Genomic DNA, 20,945 nt, shown 5'->3' with positions numbered 1-20,945 from the left:
ATGAAGAAAAAACAGGTTGGACTGATAATTTTTGGAATAGTGATTGGGCTGGCAATCTTGTTTTTCGTACATAACGATGCATTCTTGTATTCTAGTCCAATCGGAAGAATCGAATCTGTTACGAATGGTAAACGAGTACCACAAGAAGATAATTTTCACAATCAAGATTTTCAAACAAAACAAAATTTAACTATTAAAATTCTTAATGGACAGTACAAAGGCCAGGAGATTAAGGTTCAAAATACCTTTTCTCTATCCCAGGCTATGGATGTTCAATATCAAAAAAAACAGCAAGTTATTTTGAATTTAAGAGAATCAAAAGGCAAGGTAACAGGTGCGCTGATCCAGGACATCAAACGAGACACAATCATTACTTTTATGTTGCTAATTGTTATTGGGCTCCTTCTTTTAATGAAATCCACAGGGATCTACGCCATTTTAAGTTTGACTCTTAATTCAGTGCTGTTTTATTTGGCAGTTGTATTGGACGTTAGCAGGCAAGGATTTGGAGTCCTGTACATATTTGGCGCTTTATCGGTAGTATTTGCGGCTTTGACTCTTAGTCTAGTATTAGGTAGGAATCGCAAAATGTTAGTTACTTTTTTAGCAACAATCGGTGGGACTGCAAGTGCACTTGTTATTAGCCTGATAGTATTTGCAGTGACTGGCCAACAGGGGCTGCACTTTGAAACGATGGAATATGTGACACAAAATCCTGAACCACTTTTTCTTGCAGAGACTATCCTTGGTTCACTTGGTGCAGTAATGGATGAATCAACTGATATTGTAGTTAGTTTATCGAAGATCATTAAGGAATCACCATCAATGTCAGTAGGGCAAATCACCAAATCGGCAAATAATATTGGAAAAAATATTATGGGTCCCTTAATTAATGTCCTTTTTATGATTTTTATGACTGATACGTTTTCTATGATGGCATTATTTTTAAGAAATGGTAATAGTTGGGGATACTCTTTTGAAATGAACATGGGTTTGGGTATGGTACAAAGTCTAATTAGTGGTATTGGGATTGTACTTGCAATTCCTCTCGCTGGTTGGTTGGCTAGTGTTCTATTGCGGACCAAAGGGGGGCTACAACATGTTTAGCGTAATTCCTATGTTGATTTTAGTATTGGCCATTGCAATGTGTTGGGTTGGTGGCTGGAATGGTGCGCGAGCTTTTTTCAGTATTTTTTGTAATTTTGCGATTCTTTTTTTAAACGTTGTCCTGATCTCCTGGGGATTTCCGGCGGTTGTGATTTCACTACTAAGTAGCATGCTGATTCTAGCAACAACTATTTTTTTAGGCTCTGACGAAGAGACAGTAACAGAAAATGCATTTCTTGGTTCTATTTTAGTGGTAGTCGTTACGATGACTTTAATATTTGTGCTGTTGCCACATTTGCAAGTTCAAGGATTTGGCAATGAAAATAACGAAGACCTGGAAGGACTCTCGTTATTGATTGGAATTAAATTTCAAGATTTAATGTTGTCAACAATGCTAATAAGTTCATTAGGTGCAATCGCTGAAGCAGCAATTGCTGTATCGGCAGGAACACATGAGCTATTATCAAGTAATGCACAAATTGATAGCAGACTAATCTTTAAGAATGGAATGGAAATTGGAAAAGAAATTATTGGAACGGCCTTGAATACCCTCTTTTTTGGATTTTTTGGAAGCTTTTTAGGACTTTTTACGTGGTATGTAAAGTTAAATTATGGATTTGGTAGATTTATTAACAACAAAATTTTTGTAGCAGAGCTTTTTATGATATTAGTTGGAGTTATTGGTGTTGTTTTAACAGTTCCACTCACAACGGCAGTAATTCAACTGCGTGAAGGGCATCGTAAGGTTAAGTAGCCACAAAAATATGAGTAGATGAGATATAGTTCAAGAAGTGGCGAAGGTTGAAATAAAGAGAGCGAGACATAAGTCGGGAAATTACGAGCATTACTAACTCGTAAACAGCAGATGTTTTGTTACACAAAATTTAATACTCATACATTGTGTCCCTATGGGCGAAGAGCGCCTCATAGGAACTGGTAAGGACAAAAAACGAATGATGATAGGCTATTCATCATTCGTTTTTCGTATTTAAGCGGAATTATTTGACTTATTTTTCGTGTTTTTACCATCTAGGGTAACTAGGGTAAAAATGAAGTTTTTATTTGCGACCAAACTCATTTTTTAAACCATAAAATCATGTCTATAAATATAACTACGAAAAAAAGTATCTTTTTACTTTTTAAAAAAGTCACTCCAATTAGCGACAATCGTTACTATTAAAATAAGTGCAAGTGATATGCCAATTGTTAGAATCCAACTAGCGCCAGAAGCTGCAAATGGAAGAGTGACATTTTGTCCATAGAAACCGAAAACAATGTTCGGGACAGCTAAGACAATCGAAAAAATGGTTAAGAATTTCATGGTTTGGTTTAGGTTATTATCAAGAACATTTGAGTAAGAATTTGAGACTTTTTCAATAATATCAGAGGCCAGTTGAGCCATTTCTTGTCCTTGTTGTGATTCAACGATAATATCTTGTAGACGCTCCTGCTGAGGCTTAGTTAATTGAAGTTGCTGAGTACGACTCATGCCCACAAGTAGAGTACTGTTAGATTTGGAGGCCGTTAACAGGTAAATGATACTTGTTTCCAGCTGTAACATGGTTTGAATTCCAGCGTGATTGAGTTTGCTTTTAAATTTATTCTGGATGTTTTGACGTTCAAAATTAATTTGCATGACAGCATCTAAATAGCGAGTGGTCAATGAGTAAAGGGTTTCTAAAACAGCATTAATCATTTCAACAGAAATATTATCTTTATTGATTGTATCAATGTTACGGCTTAATAATTTATTAACGTAATTAGTACTTTCATGTGTAAAACTAATAAGAGCATTTTTAACAAACATGAATGAAATTGGTTCCGTTTCTCCACTTTTAGAAAAATCAGAACTGAGGGTATCAAAAATAATAAGATAGATGTTATTATCTTCATCGATTTCTGTCCGAGCTCTTTCATTGCGGTCAACTGCGTAACCTAAGGTTTCTACAGTTGCACCATATTTATTTAAAAGTGTTTTCATTTCCACTGTTGTGGGGTTAGATACTTGAATCCAGGCAAAATCTGATGTGAGTTGTGATGTTTTTAACATACCAGTTATCTCCGTTCAAAGTTACTATGTAATATACTAAACTAGTTAAGCTGAAAAAATAAGTAAAATCAGTTAAAATAGATGTTTTAGTGTAGAATTTTTTATAAAAATTAGGGGACTTAACTGAGAATGAATTTTTTACAACAATTATATGGACCTTTCTTTGATGTTCATAATTGGCAAGAAGTTTTTACATCACAATCAGACTGGTTAATAATTTTATCATTAGTTTTATTGGAGTGTATTTTGTCAGTTGATAATGCAGTAGTTTTGGCAACGCAAACTCAAATTTTAAAAACCAAGAAAGATCGCGAGAAATCACTTTTCTACGGATTATGGGGCGCTTACGTTTTTAGATTTTTGGTGATCGGATTGGGGACCTACCTAATTCACCTTTGGGAAATTAAAGTTATTGGAGCTTTATATCTTGCTTACTTAGTTTTCAGATTCTTTGATCATCATAAAAAGGGACGACAAACACATAAGCTAGTCAAGGAACAAGGCAAAATTTCGTTATTTTGGAGAGTTGTAATTCAAATTGAAATGATGGATTTGATTTTTTCTGTTGATTCTGTGTTGGCATCCTTAGCAATTTCTAGTAATCCAGTTATTGTTCTGTTAGGTGGTTTAATCGGAATTTTATGTATGCGAGGAATTGCAGAAGTTATCATGGGGTTAATGCATCGGATACCGGAATTAGAAACAATGGCATATGTCTTAATTGGAATTATTGCGTTAAAGTTGTTTTTATCAATCCCAATGATTGATTTTGAAATTCCATCGGGAGTTTTTGCATTAATCGTATTATTGGCGTTTGTTATTACAATTGGGATTCATTACCTTCGTTCACGGGAAAAAAGCAAATAATGATATAATCAATGTTAGAAAGTAGGGTGAGGAAACTTGGCAGTTACGGTTACGAGTTATAATCTGGAAGAAGCTACAAAGTCAGGATTAACACTGGTTGACTTTTGGGCGCCATGGTGTGGTCCTTGTAAGATGATGGAACCAGTTTTAGAGAATTTGGAACAAAAGTATGGCGACCAGATTCATTTTGGTAAACTAAACGTAGATCATCATGCTGAGACTGCAAAGGAATTCAAAGTAATGAGTATTCCTGCACTAGTGCTGTTCAAAGATGGCAAGGCCATTGAAAAAGTGACTGGCTACTATCCTAAAGAAAAACTTGAAAAATATATAGAAAAGAAGATTACCGAAAATGAATCCAAGTAAGATTGCGGTGGTTGTCGATAGTTCTGCTAATTTAGATCCCGCTATAGTGCGTAAACATTCAATTGTTGTTGTTAACCAACCCGTAATGTTTGGTAATCGGGTTTATCACGAAAACGTAGATTTAGATACAGCTGAATTTTTTCGGATGTTAAAAAGTGAGAAAAGTCATCCTGTAGCATCTCAGGTCTCGATGCATGAGATGCAAGGAGTTTTCCTGAATTTAGCACAACAAGGGTACGAGGGAGTACTTTGTGTTGGAATTTCGGGTGGAATCAGTGGATTTATTAATAGCGTTGCCGCTACAGTTCCTTCGATCCATGATTTGCAAGTTTTTCCGTTTGATTCTAGATCAATATCAGTTGGAACGGGGAATCTAGCAGTTAAGGCGGCACAACTTCTTCAAGATGGGATGGATATTCATACTGTTTTAGATAAGCTCCGTGAAATTCGGGAGAATACGTATGCATATGTTGCTGTTAATAATATTAAGGAATTACAAAATACCGGGAATATTGCTAATCGAACCTCACTAATTGAATCTTTTTTGGGAATGAGACCGATTTTGCACGTAAATGCTAATGGTCGACTTGAAATTGTTGAAAAAGAGCGTCAGATGAGTAATGCTATGGAAGCAATAGAAAATATTTTAGTTGGGCAGGTTGCTGATTATGAGTCGAATTGGCTTGTTACAGTGATTGATGCAAATGATCTGGATCGAAATGTTCAATGGCAGGGCCGTTTGAAAGAGCTATTTCCACAATTGCAAATAGAAACGGGTACGATTGGTCCGTATATTGGTACTTTTACAGGTAATCATGCTGTTGGTCTGGTATGGTCAAAGATAGTTTAAAGAATGAGACTTTTGGGAAAGAAAGTTTTCAGTAGTTTGTTGGAATGGAGAGTAGAAAATGATTACATTAAAGTCTGAACGTGAAATTGAAGGAATGCAAAAAGCTGGTGCGGTTTTAGCAGGCATGCATATTGGATTACGCGATATAATTAAACCTGGTATTTCAAGCTGGGATATTGAAGTTTATGCACTTAAATACTTGAAGGATAATAATGCTGTTCCTGAAGAAAAAGGATTCGAAGGTTACGAGTATGCAACTTGTGTAAGTGTTAATAACGAAGTTTGTCACGGCTTCCCACGTAAAAGCTTAATCCTAAAGTCCGGAGATTTAGTTAAAGTTGATACTGTTGTGAGTGTTAATGGTTACATGGCGGACTCATGTTGGGCATTTGCGGTAGGCGAAGTCAGCGATGAGGTTAAAAAGTTGATGGAGGTTACAAAAAAGTCCCTCTATCTTGGAATCGATCAAGCTGTGGTAGGTAACCGAATTGGTGATATTGGCCATGCTATCCAAAGCTATGTTGAAGATGAAATGGGATATGGTGATGTCCGTGAATTTGTAGGGCATGGTATCCAACCGACGATGCATGAAGATCCAATGGTCCCTGGTTATGGAGAAGCTGGCCATGGCCCTAGGTTGAAAAATGGTATGACAATCACAATTGAGCCAATGGTTAACGTTGGCGGATGGGAGTGTGACACATCTGCGCCAGATGGTTGGACGGTTACAACTTTAGATGGTAGTCTTTCGTGTCAGTACGAACATACCTTAGTTGTTACTAACGATGGCCCTAAGATTTTGACGTCACAGGACCCAGTTGAAGATGCAAAATATTTACTATAGCACGTTTATGTAAAAAAGAGTGCATTGCATAATTGGAGTTATTTTATAAGTGTAAGCTAGTTAGTTGTATGGACTAGTTAATATGAAGACCGAATGGCTATGGGAATTCTAAGTCATTCGGTTTTTTTAGTTTGGTAGAAGGTTAGATAGTTGATAAGTGCGATTAAAAGTGGGAGACATTATAAAATTGATAGTGTTAAAATGTTAGGTAAAACTTCAATATAGAAAGATGATAAAGATGAATGCACAACGAATAGTGGTTAAGGTTGGGACTAGTTCTCTAATTAATTCAAATGGAACAATTAATCGAAGCTCAATAAATGGTTTGGCAGATGTATTATGTGGGCTCAAGCGAAGTGGAAAAGAAGTTGTTTTGGTATCATCTGGTGCGATTGGTGCTGGGATGGGTATTCTGGGACTAGAACGACGGCCAACTCGTATTCCTGAACAACAGGCTGTTGCAGCGGTCGGGCAAGGCGAGCTAATTGGAATTTATGAAAGACGTTTTGCTAAATATGGAGTAAGTGTCGCTCAGATGTTGTTAACGAGGGATGTATTACTTTATCCACAAAGTAAGCAAAATGTTTCTAATGCGTTTCAGGAGCTAATGAAATTAAATGTGATTCCAATCGTAAATGAAAATGACACCGTGTCTGTCGAAGAACTGGATCATATGACAAAGTTTGGTGATAATGATAAGCTATCGGCAATTGTGGCAGAGGTAATAGATGCAGACCTTTTGATTATGTTATCAGATATTGACGGCTTTTATACAGGAAATCCTAGTACTGATCCCAATGCTGAACTAATACCAGAGGTAACGAATCTGAATCAATCAATTTTGTCGGAATTTGCTGGCGGAAAAGGAACAGAGTTTGGTACAGGTGGGATGAAAGCAAAACTCAATGCCGCTAAACGGGTTTTAGAAAACAATCAACAAATGGTTTTAGCAAATGGAAAAGACCCGCACATTATTGAGGATATTCTGGCTGGAAAAAAAGTTGGCACGTTATTTAGAAATGTAGATGATATTCGGAGGGTAGAATAATGGACTTAATTCAAATGGGAAAGAATGCCCAAATTGCTGCAAATCAGATTTCCCAGTTATCCACTGTTAAAAAAAATCAAGCATTACAAGTAATGGCAGAGGCATTACTTGAACATTCAGATGAGATTTTACAAGCGAATGAAACTGATATGAACCACGCTACTGAAAATGGCGTTGAATCTGTAATGCTGGACCGCTTGAAACTAACACGAGAAAGAATTGAAGCGATGTCAGATGGGTTGCTACAAATTGCAACTCTTGCGGATCCTATTGGTGAGGAGATCAAAGGTTGGAAAACCGAAGATGATTTAAAGATTTCCCAGGTCAGAGTGCCAATTGGTGTAATTGGAATGATTTTTGAAGCACGACCGAATGTTACGGTAGATGCTGCAGGTTTAACTTTTAAATCGGGTAATGCGGTAATATTACGTGGTGGCAAGGAAGCTCTTCATTCTAATGTCGTTCTCGCTGGAATAATGCGCAAGGCCTTATCTGAACACGAATTTCCGAAGAATGCTATTCAGATGGTAGATGACCCTTCACACGATATTGCAAATCAGTTGATGCAGTTAACCGATTATTTAGACGTGTTAATTCCGCGTGGAAGTGCCAAGTTTATTAAAATGGTGATTCAAAACGCAAAAGTACCGGTAATCGAAACAGGTGCTGGTAATTGCCATGTTTACGTTGATGAAAGTGCTGATTTACAGAAGGCAGTTGATATTGTTGTAAATGCAAAAACTCAACGCCCATCAGTCTGCAATGCAATGGAAAAGTTAGTTGTTAATAGCGCCATTGCATCAGAGTTCCTGCCTCGCGTTGAAAAAGCGCTGAATCCATACAATGTTGATTTAAGGGGAGACGAACGTGCTGTTGCAATTTTGCCAAACATTAACAGTGCAACTGATGATGATTGGGGCACAGAATATAATGATTATATTATGGCGATAAAGGTGGTTGACGATATTGATAGTGCAATTGAGCATATCAATAAATACAATACAAAACATAGTGAAGCCATTATTACTAATAATTATCAACATAGTCAACAGTTTACTAATCAAATTGATGCCGCAGTCGTTTATGTAAATGCTTCAACAAGATTCACGGATGGTTTTAAATTTGGTTTTGGTGCAGAAATTGGAATCAGTACCCAAAAACTTCATGCTCGGGGGCCAATGGGTCTAGAAGCTCTTACTTCTACAAAGTATATCGTAAATGGTGACGGACAAATAAGAAAATAAAAGCTTAGTTCTGAGGACGGTCGCAATTGACGACACGTAGTTAGAACTAAGCTTTTTTCGTGTAAAACTATTTGTTGATTTTGTCTTTGTGGCTGTCCCAGAAAGGAAGTTTCACAACTCCACTGATTTTAGAAGCAGGAACAAATCCCCAATAACGACTGTCGTTTGAAATTTGTCGATTGTCTCCCATAACGAAGTAGGAGTTCTTTGGAACAGTTGTTTGAGACGGTTGCCACTTATTTTGAGCAGACAGTTGTTTTAAATTAAAACCGTCGTTCATATTAATTGGGGCAAGGGTTCCAAATTGTTGTTGATCTTTTGAGATAAAGCTTTGGCTGACTTCTTTTCCATTTATGAAAAGTTCACCGTTAGATTTATAGTTGATTTTATCACCAGGCATACCAATAACTCGTTTGACGTAGAAGTCTTTTTGACCAACTGCTCGTGGATCAACACCACTAGCATTGAAGACGATAACTGAATCATGGTGAGGTTTTTCAAATTTTAAGATTGGAACGTATTCTCCAGTATGCAGGTTGGGATTCATTGAAGCACCGTCAACCTTTGCAAATGAAAAAAGATAGGTTTTAACTACGAATGCGACTAATAAGCCAATTAGAATTGGGACGATAAAATCTTTGATAAAACCAGTTGTTTTTGACATAGAAACTCCTTAGTAATTTGAAAATAAAATATTTTTTGGGGGTAAGTGAAACTATACAATTAGTTTTCACATGTTTGTAATAATATGGTTAATAGTTAGCAATTTCGATTAAGTTTCCATCGGGATCTTTTATAAAAATTGAATTAACAGTACCATGAGTAGCTTCGTGTTTAGCGGGGCCATCAATGATTTCTACAAAGTAACTTTTTAGGTGGTTAACAATGCTATCCATTGGGTCCTTAGCTATAATGCATAAATCAACACTTCCAATTGAGGTAGTATCAGGTTTAAAGGCCGGTTGTTCCTTGGAAGTGACGAAATAAATGCGTTGCTTACCGCAGCGTACACCAGCATATTCAGCGTTTTCAAGAATAGGCATGTCAAAAACTTCATGATAAAAGCGTTCACTACGAGCGATATCTGTAACTGTTAAAGTAATATGATCAATTTCACGTATATTCATTTTTCCCTCCGTAATGTTTAATGGTTATTAGTATACACTATTATTAAAGTTTGACGACTACTAATGAGCCGTGTTACGGTGGTTGTTAGTAATATTTAAAAGGATCGGTAAGAAGATGAGTTTGTTATCAGTTGAGCATCTTAGTCATGGCTTTGCAGATAAAAAGTTATATGATGATGCAAATTTTGAGTTAAATAAAGAAGACCACATGGGAATTGTGGGACAAAATGGTGCTGGGAAAAGTACTTTAATTAAAATTTTGACCGGTGAAACGTTGCCGGATGAAGGACGAATTGTTTGGCAGAATAAAATATCATACGGTTATTTAGATCAGTATGCGGACATTCCTAAGAATGATACGCTTTATGATTTTTTAACGACTGCTTATGCGGAACTATTCAAGCAGCGTGATTTGATGGAAAAATATTACGCAGACTATGCTGAGTCGTTAGATGATAAGTTATTGGAAAAGGCTGGCAGGATTCAAGAAAACCTTGATGCCAATAATTTTTATGATATCGATACTGAGATTAATCGTGTAATGAGCGGATTAGGTTTGAATGATATTGGTAAGGATCATATCGTTAGTGAAATGAGTGGGGGACAACGCTCCAAGATTATTTTGGCCAAGTTGTTGCTTCAAAACCCTGACGTTTTAATTCTTGATGAACCAACTAACTATTTAGATACAGCACATATTGCATGGCTCGCTGATTATTTGAATGGTTTTCAAGGAGCTTTTATGGTTATCTCACATGATTACGATTTTCTACAAAAAGTGACTAACTGTATTTGTGATGTTGCTTTTAACCAGATAACTAAGTATCGCGGTGATTTTAAGTCCGCTATGCGCCAAAAGGATGCACGAAAGGAAACACAACTTAAAGCTTTTGAGAAACAACAAGTTGTTATTGAAAAGGCAGAAAACTTTATCCGTAAGAATAAAGCAGGTCAACGTTCCACAATGGCGAAATCACGTGAAAAGATGCTTAATCGCATGGATAAGATAGATCCACCAAGTGAAAATCTTAAAGGCCATTTTGATTTTCCTTATTTGGAAACAGGGTCACAAAATGCTGTTGCAGTTGAAAAACTAGCGGTTGGTTATGGTAAGAAACAATTATTGGAACCAATCACTTTCTCAATGGTGGCAGGGGAGAAAGTAGCTTTTGCTGGATTTAATGGTGCAGGAAAATCAACCTTGATTAAAAGTATATTAGGGCTAATTCCAGCAATTAACGGAACTGCTAAATTTTCGCCGTCTGCTAAGGTTAATTATTTTAGTCAAGAACTAATGTGGGATAATCCTAAATTAACTCCTCTAGAAACGATTCAAGCAGAATATCCAAAGATGTTGCCTAAAACAATCCGAACTAAGCTAGCTAAATGTGGAATTAATGCTGCAGACACAATGAAGCCAATGCATTTGTTAAGCGGTGGAGAACAAACTAAAGTTAAGCTGGCATTGCTTGAACTGATTGATTCTAATTTTTTGATTATGGATGAGCCTACCAACCATTTAGATGAAGAGACTAAGCAGGCGTTGAGTGAAGCTTTGCAGCGTTTTAAAGGGAATTTAATCGTTGTATCTCATGAGGATAATTTTTATCGTTCATGGATTGATAAAGAAATTAACGTTGCAAGGTTAAGGTTGGATCGGGAAAAATAAGAGAGAGTAGGGCAACCCGTTTAGCTTGTGAGGATTAACAGAGAACAGCACTTTGACGGGTTAGGTCAAGGTGCTGTTCTTGGTTAACCGGAAGAAGCTGGGTTGAGTAACTCGTTTCAGATAGATAGAGTGGATCGAGGCGGTAAATTACCGAGTATTTGTAGAGAAAATTGCCTCGTGGAACTCGTTTCAACTATTCAGTTCGAAAATTAAAATCATTACCAATTTACGAGTTGTGAGGCAACTCGTATTTTTATTACCCAAAAAACGGAATCTAGATTTTAGTTTTCCGAACTAAACAGTAAAAATACGAGAAACAAGTCAAAATAATTCCACTTAAAGGTATGAGTATTAAGTTTTGTGTAATAGAATATCTGCTATTTACGAGCTGGTAATGCTCATAAGCTAACTGATCCGTTTTACTCTTTATTTGAAATGAGCTACACAACCCAGCTTCTTCCGGTTAACCAAGAACGGAGCCTTGACCAAAAACGTCAAAGCTCCGTTCTCTGTTAATCCTCACAAGCTAACCGGGTTGTTTCACTCTCTTTCTCAAAAACAACACACGATTTGACCACCCAAATGTCTGGCTGTGATAAACTATGGTTGTTTTCAAACAAGGAGGAATACAGATGAGTAAATATCAGTTTTTAGATTCATATACTTTGAAGAATGGGGCAGAGGTTAAAAATAGAATTGTAATGGCACCTATGACCGAAATGAGTTCTTTTGAAAATGGAATCGTAACAAACGACGAAATTGAATATTATCGCCGTCGTTCTGGCGGTGTTGGGATGGAAATAACTGGTTGCGCGAATGTATCTGAAATCGGAAAGGGTTTTGAGGGTGAACTTTCAGTTGCAAACGACTCTGTTTTACCACAACTTTCTAAGCTGGCACAGTCTATGAAGAGCAATGGTACTAAGGCAATTTTACAAATTTTTAATGCTGGAAGAATGACAACATCTGAAATCCTGCGAGGAAAAAAGCCAGTTAGCGCAAGCGCAATACGGGCAGAAAGACCAGGCTCAGAAGAACCAGCATCTATGAGCGAAGAAGAAATACTTGAAACAATTAGTGATTTTGGGAATGCGACGAGACGAGCAATTTTGTCTGGATTTGATGGGGTTGAGATTCACGGTGCTAACACATATTTAATTCAGCAATTCTTTTCCCCTAACTCTAATCAACGTGATGATAAATGGGGTGGTGACCTTAAAAGCAGAATGAACTTTCCACTGGAAGTTATTAAGAAAGTTATGAACGTTGTCAAAGAGAGTGGAAAGTCGAAATTCATCGTGGGTTATCGTATTTCACCTGAAGAGATTGAAACTCCAGGTATTCAATTATCAGAGACACTTGAGTTTGTTTCGAAACTTTCAACATCCGGGATTGATTACTTGCACGTTTCAATGGGAGATGTCTGGCGTACTTCTTTGAATGATAAGAGCGACACCGAGCCAATCAATAAACAGATTAAACAGGCTTTAGGGGATGAAATTCCGCTAATGGTTGTTGGTAATGTTGAAACACCAGTCGATGCTGAAAAGGCCGCTAATAGTTTCGAATTTGTTGCGATGGGACGTGAACTTATTCGTGAACCTAATTGGGTTGAAAAAGTAATTGCAGGTGATGAGACAAGCATTAAGTACAAGTTATCGCCAACTGATTTAGAAGATTTAGCGATACCTGCTCCACTATGGGGATTCCTAACGACGGTATTTCGTCCAATTGCTGGTTTATCTACTGAAAAGGATCCTGCAACAAGTTTTAAAGAGGCGGCTGCTCCTTGGGAGAAATTTTAAAACGTTATAAATAAAAATGATTTCAGAATATACGCTTTGTCTAACGTATGAATCTGAAATCATTTTTGTTATTTGGAATATTTATACAATTAATTAAAAATCAGTTTCGTCTGGGTTCTTTGCTAAGCCAGCAACACCATGGAATCCATCGATTGTCTTCATATCTTCTTGTGAAAGCTCAAAGTCAAAAATTTCAGTGTTTTGCTGAATTCGGTCAGCATGGACTGACTTTGGTAATGGTAAGAAACCATTTTGTAACGACCAACGAAGTACAATTTGAGCTACAGATTTATTGTACTTGCCAGCAATATCTTTCAGTTCTGGAATTGAAAAAATCTTACCTGTTCCAAGTGGGCTGTAAGCTTCTGAAAGGATATCATGATTGTTGTTATATTCAACCAAGCCCTCTTCCATATCACTAGGATTTAAAAAGATTTGGTTAACAGCTGGGACAACCTTTGCTGTTTTTAGGAGTTCATCAAGGTGCTTTTCACGGAAGTTAGAGACACCAATCGCGCGAACTTTACCAGTTTCAAGTGCTCCTTCCATTGCGCGCCAAGAATCAGCGTTACGCTTTTGCCATTCATCGCGGAATTTAACGGGGTTGGGCCAGTGAATAAGGTAAAGGTCTAAATATTCTAAACCAAGTCGGTCCAAGCTAGCATCTAGAGCTTTTTTAGCCTCTTCGTAACCGTGATCAGCATTCCATAACTTAGATGTTATGAATAAATCCTCACGAGCGATGCCACTATCTTTGATGGCTTTTCCAACACTTTCCTCATTACCATAAGCTGCGGCAGTATCAATATGACGATAACCAGCTTCAAGAGCTGCCTTAACAGCTTCATATGCTTCATTTCCATCAGCTGATTGCCATGTACCAAAACCAACGATTGGAATTTTAACGCCATTGTTTAAGGTATAAGTATCTGTTAATTTTTCCATTGAGAAGAGCCTCCTAAATTATAAGTAACTTTATAATAACTATTATTAGAAAAATGTTCCAGCATAAGACTCTTTTTTCTAGAAAAAATGCAGGGAAGCAGTAATATATTTCTGTATTATTACAAATATTACCAAAAACATGAGCCTTTAAATCACATATATTCATTTTGATGCACTGGTAATACAATGTTTTTTGATTCAAAAATCAAAAAAATGTCATAAGCATATTGCAATATATGTAATAGTTTTGTAATATTAAATCGTTGGAAATAATTAAACACGAGGGGAGTATATAGCAATATGCGCAGTATTGCTTGAAAAGGTGAAAAAAATGGGGAAAAGTATTGGTTGGATGCTCATCATATTAATCGTTATTTGGATGTGTTGTGTAGTAATGTTAGACACGATTTATTAGTTATTTAAAAAATTAAAACGTTCCTCAAATAGAACAGTGTATGAATGAAAGAGATGGAGCTATTTTATTCGGATGTTTGGAGTTCGAGGCTAATAATTTTTATTAAAAAAAGTTCTATATCGCTACGATTTGATTATGTTAGTTAATATAATCAATATAGTGAATAGAACTCTTTATTTAATTCAAATCAACAGGGAGGGCTTTAGTCAAATGGCTTAAAGCACACAGCTGAGATTACGAGAATTTATTTATTAAATGTTCCGTCTTCAACTTGACGAAGGTAATCAGCCAAGTGTTTGAAGTAAACAGGAGCGTTATCCATCATATGGTGATGTCCACCATCAGGAGTTGTTACAAGTTTAGCGTTTGGAATATCTTCTTCCATACGACGTGCTGATTTTAAAGGCATTGTTTCATGTTCACCGAAAGTAAGTAGGGTTGGAACGTTAATATTATGGATTTGGTCACGGACGTCCCATTCCTTTAATTTACCAGTTACAACAAACTCATTGTCACCTTGGAATACGTTATAAACATCGGTTGCCATTGTTGGAACAAGGTGTTGAATTGCTGGTGGCTGACGACGATCAACGTATCCGGCGTTTAATATGTCTACTAATTTTTGGTAGCGTTCATTGTTCCATTCACCATTTTTTTCGCAATCGCGCATGAATTGAGCATCTTCAGGAGCAAGGGCCTCGTCGCGGATAGCATCTTGGTGTTCAAGGTACTCATCAATGTTGTCTACCATTGATGAAATAATAGCACCCTTCAAGTGTTCACCATACTTAAGAGCATAGAGCATGGTGAGAGCGCCACCCCAAGATTGACCAATTAAGTAAAATTTGTCGATGCCTAGTTTTTGACGAACTTCTTCAACTTCATCCAAATAGTAATCGTAAGTTAAATACTTATCAGCGACTTCTGGATCAGAATAATCGGGTTGGTCTGAGTACCATGATCCAAGTTGGTCATAGTAGTGCACTTGAACGTTTAAACCCTGTTTTAAAAGTTCATCGTGAAAGTTTTCCCAGTATTCGTGTGTTCCGCCGGGGCCACCGTGAAGTGCCAATAAATGAATTGAGCTTTCATCACCATCAGTATGGGACCAGAGATGGTAACCATTATCTAAAGTTAAAATTGTTGTTCCTTGTTTCAAAACAATCACCTGATTTCCATAAATTAGCTCAATCATAGCAAATTTAAAGGGCTTTCTCAAATAGGATTCTGAATTGAAACACATTTTGGAAAGATCAAATAAAGACAGGTTGAAACTATCTGATAATAATTCTTGAAAATAAAGTAAGGTATAATCAACAAAGATATAAAATGAATATGGATATGAATTTTGATGCTCAAAATACCGTAAAAAGTGAAGGATACTATGAAAATAGACCAGCAAAAATTTCAACAGCAGAATCCAAATGTAAAATTGGAATATTTTGACGAACTTGGTTCGACAAACGATTATGCTAAAAAAAGTTTAATTAATTTTAATACTGATGGATTAGTAGTTGCTAATCGACAAAGTAGCGGACGTGGAACACGCGGAAGAGTATTTCATTCGCCTGAAACGGGAATGTATATGTCGATTTATTTTCCAGTCACTAGTTCGCAAATTAATCCAGGCCGACTAACTGCTAACGTTGCAACCTCAATCGTACGTATTTTAAGAAAACGATTTAAAAAAGATATCAAGATTAAATGGATAAATGATTTATATTTAGATTCAAAAAAAGTAGCTGGAATTCTTTGTGAATTAGTTACAGATGATCAAAATCAACTGGCTGGGGTTGTGATTGGTGCAGGGGTGGATTTGGTTACTACCGAATATCCCGATAACATGTTGCGCGAAGCAGGTAATATTACTGAATCAATTACAACCGCTGAAGCTACTGATTTAGTATCTGAAATCACACAGGCTATTTTAAAAAAACGCCAGACAATTTTGTCTGACGTTATTGATCCGTTATATGAGCAACTGATGTTTTTAATTGGCATGCAAGTGACAATTGATCAAACGAACAATCTACTATATGGTCGAGTATCTAGGGTAAACGCAGATAACATTCTAATGTTAAAAGATGGATCTAAAGAATATCCAGTAATGTTTGGCCGTGTTATTGATTGGAAGGCTTAGCAAGTTTGATTTCTAGATGACTCTGGTTAAGTTTTAATGAATATTGAAGGAGCTGATTACCGCGAATAGTTGTTTCAAAATCAGTTGCATAAATAACCAAACCAAGTTGGTGTCCCTTTGGTAAATGATAGAAAGTAGGCTGTAACTCAAGTTCTACATCATAAAATTCATTTGGTTTTAAGTCATCAACTTGATAATTGTTGGTACGATTCTGCAAATTGATATGCCCTTTGGAAATCATTTTCCAAGGGGTTTCTTTCTTTTGAAGCGTGAACTCGCGCAAATCATCTGTTCTCCAGTCATATGCACCGCTTAAAGAATGTAATTCTAAGTTGGTAGGAGTCGTTGTAAGACGTTTGGCATTACCAAAATCAACAAGTTGAAAGCTTAACATACCAAAGTTTTGATTGGTAGCTACATTAACTGTAACTTTCGGTGATCCATCAATAAACCAATCTGATTCAAGTTGAGCGGATTTAAAAATTAGACGATTATCCCTCATATGATTTTTGCCATTTGTGGCGTGTTCAGTATTTAAAAGATCAGTATGCCAGGCATTCATATCATTCTTGTACTGCTCAAAGATTTCCGGGTCCAATGAATCCTTAAAGGATGCCGCGGCTGGTTTGGTTTCAATTGAACTGTCAACTAGTGCTTTTGCTTGTAAGGTGAATTTTTTAACAGTGTCATTGGCATCTTGCCAGTCTGGATATGAATTCCAAGTTTCTGGTTCAACATTATCTTGGATAATTACGTTAGGTAAGATGTTTTCAGCATCGTTGTTAAGACCAAATAATTTATGACTAAGCCATAGGTTCATCATATCTGTGAAATCAATTGAACGAAAGGCATTAATATAAATATGTTGCCCTTGATGTAGAATGATCTTTTTCTGGATAGGTAAATCGCGAATTGCGTTCCAAAGATTTCCAACATTACGAGGCTTAACATTCCAGTCATTTAGACCATGAACCATAATCATATCAGCCTTGATGTTTTTAACATTGTTAAGATAGTTGCGGCTGTCCCAATACTTTGAATAATTGCCGGTTGCACGATCTTGATCACGGTTTAAACGTTTCATCACTTGATCGAAGAAGGGTTTGATCTTTAGATAATCGCCGGCATCAATTTTTCGACTGAAGACTTCAGCAGCCAGAACGTCCATATCTTCGCCTTGGAAGGTATCTGGTGCAGCGACAAGTCCTCCGTCACGATAGTAATCGTACCAACTGGAGATCGCAGCTTCAGAAATAATTGTTTCAAGCCCATCAACACCAGTTGTTGCCGCCGCAGTGGCTAATGTTCCTAAGTAAGAACGACCGGTCATGGCAATCTTATGGTTGCTCCACCATGCATCAATCGAAACATTATCAACTTTGTTAGTAAATGCTCTGCGATTACCTGCAAGCCATTCAATGACCGCAGTAGTCGAAATAGTTTCTTCAACAGCTCCAGTGTCACGAATCCCATCAGAATCACGAGTCCCTATTCCAGACGCATATACAACAGCAAATCCGCGCGCAAGGAAGTAATTATTCATTGTGTATGGACTTTCACGAGCAAAAGTTTCGTCTGTTATTTTACTGTTTGCAGCAACTGTACGTTCAGCAGGTAATATTGGGTTGAACTTTTCAGCAGTGACATCTTGTTTAGAAACCTTTTGAGGCTCTTTTCTGCTGAGTGGGACATCAACATTGTGGGTGGTAGCTTCGCCATATGAGTCATTAACTCCTTGGTTATACGGACTAGCAGTATACAATACTGGAGCCTTATAATGGTGATTAGTTAATTCTGGACGAAGAACTTCGACTTTGAGTAAATCTCTTTTTCCGTCATGATCAGTATCCAGAGGAGCTTCAACATAGACAACTTCGTGAATAGTTTGATGCGGATCAAAGACTGCTTGTACTTTGCCATTGAAAAAAAGTGGTTCAGTTGTTTCGGAATAAAAGTCCTTAAAGTAACCTTCCTGTGTTAAATAATCTAAGAAAGTTTCACCATTTTTTGTATGAGTTGTCAGCAACAAATACCAAGCATGAGCAACTTCTTTGGCGTCTTTCACGGAATCAACGTGTGGTAGGTTAATTTTGTCCATTGCAGCGATTGGATTGTCAACTTCGAAATCTGTACCTGCTTCGAATTTGAGTAGTTGTAGTGCAACTAGATAGAAAACATCAACAGTTAGTGGAAGATCAGCTGCAAAGAACTCTGCTAAATCTTTTGAGGGGGTTGCCAAAAGATTGTGCAACTTTTCTTGATAAACAGGTTCACTGTTTGCTGAGAGAGTAGCGTGAATCAAAAAGTCAGCAAATTGTGTATTGGCATTTTCAAACAAAGTACCATCAGTAAAATTGATACTTTGTAATTCATGTAATTCATGTGAACGACTTATTGTTAAGCGTCCAAATTGATTGTTTTTCATTATGTTCCTCCGTGCAAATTTGTTTTTTATTATACGCCAAAAATGTGTAAGAGGGTATTGACCAGTAAAGTTTTGTCAGTTTAAATGACTATGGTGAATTCCGTAACTAAAGTAAATTATTAGACCGATTCCAAACCAAATTAGTGAACCAATCCATGTGATTGGTGACAAGGTAGTAATAAGATAAATACAGGCTAACCCTGAGATGATTGGAATATAAGGATAACCAGGTACTTTAAAACCATTGTTAGGTATATCAGTTCGTTTACGAAGAGGGATAATGCCAAACGAAACAAGTGTAAATGCTAAAAGCGTACCAATATTAACCAAATTAGTGAGCTGATCTAATGGAATTAAGCCACCGAGAATTGCGATAATCACTGTTACAGCAATCATTGAATTTTTGGGATAATAGTGAGCCCCTGTTAGTTTTCCAAGTTGCTTTGGAAGTAGACCATCACGACCCGTTGCATAAACAAGTCGTGAGCTACTGTAAATCATGGCAATCATCATGGTTGTCATTCCTGCAATTGCACCTAATGAAAGTAATCCCGCTACCCAATTTTGATGAACAAGATTAAGGGCGAAGGCAACTGGATCGGCAACGTTTAGTTTGGTATAAGAAACCATTCCGGTTAAAACAATGGATACTAAAATATAAAAGAAAGTCGCAATAATAAGGGTTCCAATAATACCAATTGACATGTTTTTAGAAGGGTTTTTAACTTCCGCGGCCGATGATGAAACAACGTCAAAGCCTAGGTAGGCAAAGAAAACAGTCGAAGCACCTGCAAAAGTACCATGGACTCCGTAAGGGAAAAATGGTTGCCAATTAGAAGGCTTTATATAAAACAAGCCAGTAATGATAAAAATAACAATAATTGCTAGCTTAATTACTACCATGATATTGTTAATACGAATTGACGACTGGAAGCCACGCGATAAAAGGATTGCAATTGCAATAACAATTAATATGGCAACTAGGTTAATGTAGGTTCCATGAGCTGGATCAAAAGGCCCTGAAATTACTTTGGGAATGTTTAAACCGAAGCCATGCAAAAATGAGGTGAAGTAGGCGGACCAGCCAGTTGAAACGGCTGCCACCGCAAGGACATATTCAAGAATTAATGCCCATCCCATAATCCAACCGATCATTTCACCAAATACAATATTACCGTAGGAGTACGCGCTTCCGGCAACCGGGAGAGAAGAAGCAAACTCGGCGTAGCACATACCTGCTAGTGCGCAAACAATTGCGGCAATAACGAATGATAAGATGATTGAAGGACCGGCTTTTAACGCGGCAACGGTTCCAGGTAAGATGAAAATACCGGTTCCAATAACGGCTCCAATTCCAAGCGCTAATAAGTCTTTGGCACTCATCGTTTTCTCAAAACGTTGATCGGTGGCTAAATAGTTTTCAAAAGGTTCTTTACGAAATATTGTCTGTTTTAAATTCATTGCATCACATCCATTTTTAATAATATTTTAATATAAAACGATCCATGTAACAAGTTGAATATCAGCTTTCAAGAATGTAATACTGTTTCACGAAGCTAAGCTAAAATTAATTTTGAATAATTCTGATATAATCAATTCTCGGAGGAGTGATTGAATGAACAACGAAAGTGGAGCAATAATTTTTCAAATGCGTAATGACCAACCTTACTTTTTATTGTTGCAGGATGCGAAAACTGGGTTCTGGCGATTCTCATATGGGAGAAACCATTCGGAAGAATCGTTTATTGAAAGTGCAAATCGTTCTATAATGGAAGAGACTAATTTAAGAGTCAATGTGGATTCAACTTTTGTTAACGTTTTAAGTATTGATGATACACAGATTACTCTATTCATTGCAGAGGTCAAGCCTGATGTTCATGTCAGATTAGATGACGAAAAGATTAGTGGTATGGGGTGGTTTGACTACGTTACTGCCAAACAATATTTATCATTAATTAGCCAAAAAGAGGCCTTGAACCAGGTCCTTGTATTCGTCGAAAAAAGTTAAAAGGGCCTGCGCTGGAGTAGTCGTTGTTTTTGAAC

At 37.0% G+C, this 20,945-nt stretch carries 19 protein-coding genes; 12 read left to right on the top strand and 7 right to left on the bottom strand.

What is annotated here, in order from left to right:
- Together PECL_RS07080 and PECL_RS07075 are read left to right on the top strand one after the other, a co-directional pair.
- Positions 1 to 1,107: a YibE/F family protein gene (locus PECL_RS07080; protein WP_014215891.1), complete on the top strand. Its 1,107-nt coding sequence runs from the start codon at positions 1 to 3 to the stop codon at positions 1,105 to 1,107.
- On the top strand, positions 1,100 to 1,861 hold the full coding sequence (locus PECL_RS07075; RefSeq protein ID WP_014215890.1) for a YibE/F family protein: 762 nt from the start codon (positions 1,100 to 1,102) through the stop codon (positions 1,859 to 1,861). The genes PECL_RS07080 and PECL_RS07075 overlap by 8 nt, the downstream gene beginning before the upstream one ends.
- A 378-nt stretch (positions 1,862 to 2,239) precedes the next feature.
- On the opposite strand, the gene PECL_RS07070 is transcribed toward PECL_RS07075, so the two are convergent.
- Positions 2,240 to 3,157 (bottom strand): magnesium transporter CorA family protein, encoded by a 918-nt coding sequence (locus PECL_RS07070; protein ID WP_014215889.1) that lies wholly within the window; start codon positions 3,155 to 3,157, stop codon positions 2,240 to 2,242.
- Between the two features lie 129 nt (positions 3,158 to 3,286).
- Here PECL_RS07070 and PECL_RS07065 point away from each other — a divergent pair, with 129 nt between their 5' ends.
- From PECL_RS07065 to PECL_RS07040, 6 genes are all read left to right on the top strand, one after another.
- Positions 3,287 to 4,024 (top strand): TerC family protein, encoded by a 738-nt coding sequence (locus PECL_RS07065; protein WP_014215888.1) that lies wholly within the window; start codon positions 3,287 to 3,289, stop codon positions 4,022 to 4,024.
- A gap of 36 nt (positions 4,025 to 4,060) precedes the next feature.
- The gene (gene trxA / locus PECL_RS07060) at positions 4,061 to 4,390 is read left to right on the top strand and encodes a thioredoxin (RefSeq protein ID WP_014215887.1); all 330 of its coding nucleotides are present in this window, start codon (positions 4,061 to 4,063) and stop codon (positions 4,388 to 4,390) included.
- Positions 4,377 to 5,240, top strand: coding sequence for a DegV family protein (locus PECL_RS07055; protein WP_014215886.1), 864 nt, complete (start codon positions 4,377 to 4,379; stop codon positions 5,238 to 5,240). Before trxA ends, PECL_RS07055 begins: the two co-directional genes overlap by 14 nt.
- A gap of 58 nt (positions 5,241 to 5,298) precedes the next feature.
- Complete coding sequence (map, locus tag PECL_RS07050) at positions 5,299 to 6,084, top strand: type I methionyl aminopeptidase (RefSeq protein WP_014215885.1); 786 nt, start codon at positions 5,299 to 5,301, stop codon at positions 6,082 to 6,084.
- A 238-nt stretch (positions 6,085 to 6,322) separates the two neighbouring features.
- Complete coding sequence (gene proB / locus PECL_RS07045; RefSeq protein ID WP_014215884.1) at positions 6,323 to 7,132, top strand: glutamate 5-kinase; 810 nt, start codon at positions 6,323 to 6,325, stop codon at positions 7,130 to 7,132.
- A complete protein-coding gene (locus PECL_RS07040; protein WP_014215883.1) occupies positions 7,132 to 8,376 on the top strand; it encodes a glutamate-5-semialdehyde dehydrogenase in 1,245 nt (414 codons plus the stop codon). The genes proB and PECL_RS07040 overlap by 1 nt, the downstream gene beginning before the upstream one ends.
- Before the next feature lie 67 nt (positions 8,377 to 8,443).
- Here PECL_RS07040 and lepB read toward each other — a convergent pair whose 3' ends face one another.
- Positions 8,444 to 9,040, bottom strand: coding sequence for a signal peptidase I (gene lepB / locus PECL_RS07035; RefSeq protein ID WP_014215882.1), 597 nt, complete (start codon positions 9,038 to 9,040; stop codon positions 8,444 to 8,446).
- Between the two features lie 88 nt (positions 9,041 to 9,128).
- The gene (locus PECL_RS07030; protein ID WP_014215881.1) at positions 9,129 to 9,503 is read right to left on the bottom strand and encodes a VOC family protein; all 375 of its coding nucleotides are present in this window, start codon (positions 9,501 to 9,503) and stop codon (positions 9,129 to 9,131) included.
- 115 nt (positions 9,504 to 9,618) lie between these two features.
- Here PECL_RS07030 and PECL_RS07025 point away from each other — a divergent pair, with 115 nt between their 5' ends.
- Together PECL_RS07025 and PECL_RS07020 are read left to right on the top strand one after the other, a co-directional pair.
- Positions 9,619 to 11,172, top strand: a complete 1,554-nt coding sequence (locus PECL_RS07025) for an ABC-F family ATP-binding cassette domain-containing protein (protein WP_014215880.1) — start codon at positions 9,619 to 9,621, stop codon at positions 11,170 to 11,172.
- 632 nt (positions 11,173 to 11,804) lie between these two features.
- The gene (locus tag PECL_RS07020; protein ID WP_050899587.1) at positions 11,805 to 12,977 is read left to right on the top strand and encodes an NADH-dependent flavin oxidoreductase; all 1,173 of its coding nucleotides are present in this window, start codon (positions 11,805 to 11,807) and stop codon (positions 12,975 to 12,977) included.
- A 93-nt stretch (positions 12,978 to 13,070) separates the two neighbouring features.
- On the opposite strand, the gene PECL_RS07015 is transcribed toward PECL_RS07020, so the two are convergent.
- Positions 13,071 to 13,922: an aldo/keto reductase gene (locus PECL_RS07015; RefSeq protein WP_014215878.1), complete on the bottom strand. Its 852-nt coding sequence runs from the start codon at positions 13,920 to 13,922 to the stop codon at positions 13,071 to 13,073.
- A gap of 659 nt (positions 13,923 to 14,581) precedes the next feature.
- Positions 14,582 to 15,496, bottom strand: a complete 915-nt coding sequence (locus PECL_RS07010; protein ID WP_041534771.1) for a proline-specific peptidase family protein — start codon at positions 15,494 to 15,496, stop codon at positions 14,582 to 14,584.
- Positions 15,497 to 15,721: 225 nt separating this feature from the next.
- Between PECL_RS07010 and PECL_RS07005 the strand changes: the two genes are divergently transcribed.
- Positions 15,722 to 16,477, top strand: coding sequence for a biotin--[acetyl-CoA-carboxylase] ligase (locus tag PECL_RS07005; RefSeq protein WP_014215876.1), 756 nt, complete (start codon positions 15,722 to 15,724; stop codon positions 16,475 to 16,477).
- Here PECL_RS07005 and PECL_RS07000 read toward each other — a convergent pair.
- Entirely contained in the window at positions 16,458 to 18,902 is a 2,445-nt protein-coding gene (locus PECL_RS07000; RefSeq protein WP_014215875.1) for a Xaa-Pro dipeptidyl-peptidase, read from the bottom strand. The two genes, PECL_RS07005 and PECL_RS07000, sit on opposite strands and share 20 nt — an antisense overlap.
- Positions 18,903 to 18,977: 75 nt before the next feature.
- A complete protein-coding gene (locus PECL_RS06995; RefSeq protein ID WP_014215874.1) occupies positions 18,978 to 20,363 on the bottom strand; it encodes an APC family permease in 1,386 nt (461 codons plus the stop codon).
- Positions 20,364 to 20,517: 154 nt separating this feature from the next.
- Here PECL_RS06995 and PECL_RS06990 point away from each other — a divergent pair, with 154 nt between their 5' ends.
- Positions 20,518 to 20,910 carry a bis(5'-nucleosyl)-tetraphosphatase gene (locus PECL_RS06990; RefSeq protein ID WP_014215873.1) on the top strand — a complete coding sequence of 131 codons (393 nt, stop codon included), beginning with the start codon at positions 20,518 to 20,520 and terminating at the stop codon, positions 20,908 to 20,910.
- Positions 20,911 to 20,945: the final 35 nt, after the last annotated feature.

Source organism: Pediococcus claussenii ATCC BAA-344 (assembly GCF_000237995.1).
Lineage (GTDB): Bacteria > Bacillota > Bacilli > Lactobacillales > Lactobacillaceae > Pediococcus > Pediococcus claussenii.
The sequence above is the reverse complement of the archived record's forward strand: the minus strand, read 5'-3'. Positions and strand labels throughout refer to the sequence as shown.

Coding starts and splice junctions, on each gene's coding strand:
- PECL_RS07080 (WP_014215891.1), top strand. CDS start 1: ATGAAGAAAAAACAGGTTGGACTGATAATTTTTGGAATAGTGATTGGG.
- PECL_RS07075 (WP_014215890.1), top strand. CDS start 1,100: ATGTTTAGCGTAATTCCTATGTTGATTTTAGTATTGGCCATTGCAATG.
- PECL_RS07070 (WP_014215889.1), bottom strand. CDS start 3,157: ATGTTAAAAACATCACAACTCACATCAGATTTTGCCTGGATTCAAGTA.
- PECL_RS07065 (WP_014215888.1), top strand. CDS start 3,287: ATGAATTTTTTACAACAATTATATGGACCTTTCTTTGATGTTCATAAT.
- PECL_RS07055 (WP_014215886.1), top strand. CDS start 4,377: ATGAATCCAAGTAAGATTGCGGTGGTTGTCGATAGTTCTGCTAATTTA.
- map (WP_014215885.1), top strand. CDS start 5,299: ATGATTACATTAAAGTCTGAACGTGAAATTGAAGGAATGCAAAAAGCT.
- proB (WP_014215884.1), top strand. CDS start 6,323: ATGAATGCACAACGAATAGTGGTTAAGGTTGGGACTAGTTCTCTAATT.
- PECL_RS07040 (WP_014215883.1), top strand. CDS start 7,132: ATGGACTTAATTCAAATGGGAAAGAATGCCCAAATTGCTGCAAATCAG.
- lepB (WP_014215882.1), bottom strand. CDS start 9,040: ATGTCAAAAACAACTGGTTTTATCAAAGATTTTATCGTCCCAATTCTA.
- PECL_RS07030 (WP_014215881.1), bottom strand. CDS start 9,503: ATGAATATACGTGAAATTGATCATATTACTTTAACAGTTACAGATATC.
- PECL_RS07025 (WP_014215880.1), top strand. CDS start 9,619: ATGAGTTTGTTATCAGTTGAGCATCTTAGTCATGGCTTTGCAGATAAA.
- PECL_RS07020 (WP_050899587.1), top strand. CDS start 11,805: ATGAGTAAATATCAGTTTTTAGATTCATATACTTTGAAGAATGGGGCA.
- PECL_RS07015 (WP_014215878.1), bottom strand. CDS start 13,922: ATGGAAAAATTAACAGATACTTATACCTTAAACAATGGCGTTAAAATT.
- PECL_RS07005 (WP_014215876.1), top strand. CDS start 15,722: ATGAAAATAGACCAGCAAAAATTTCAACAGCAGAATCCAAATGTAAAA.
- PECL_RS07000 (WP_014215875.1), bottom strand. CDS start 18,902: ATGAAAAACAATCAATTTGGACGCTTAACAATAAGTCGTTCACATGAA.
- PECL_RS06995 (WP_014215874.1), bottom strand. CDS start 20,363: ATGAATTTAAAACAGACAATATTTCGTAAAGAACCTTTTGAAAACTAT.
- PECL_RS06990 (WP_014215873.1), top strand. CDS start 20,518: ATGAACAACGAAAGTGGAGCAATAATTTTTCAAATGCGTAATGACCAA.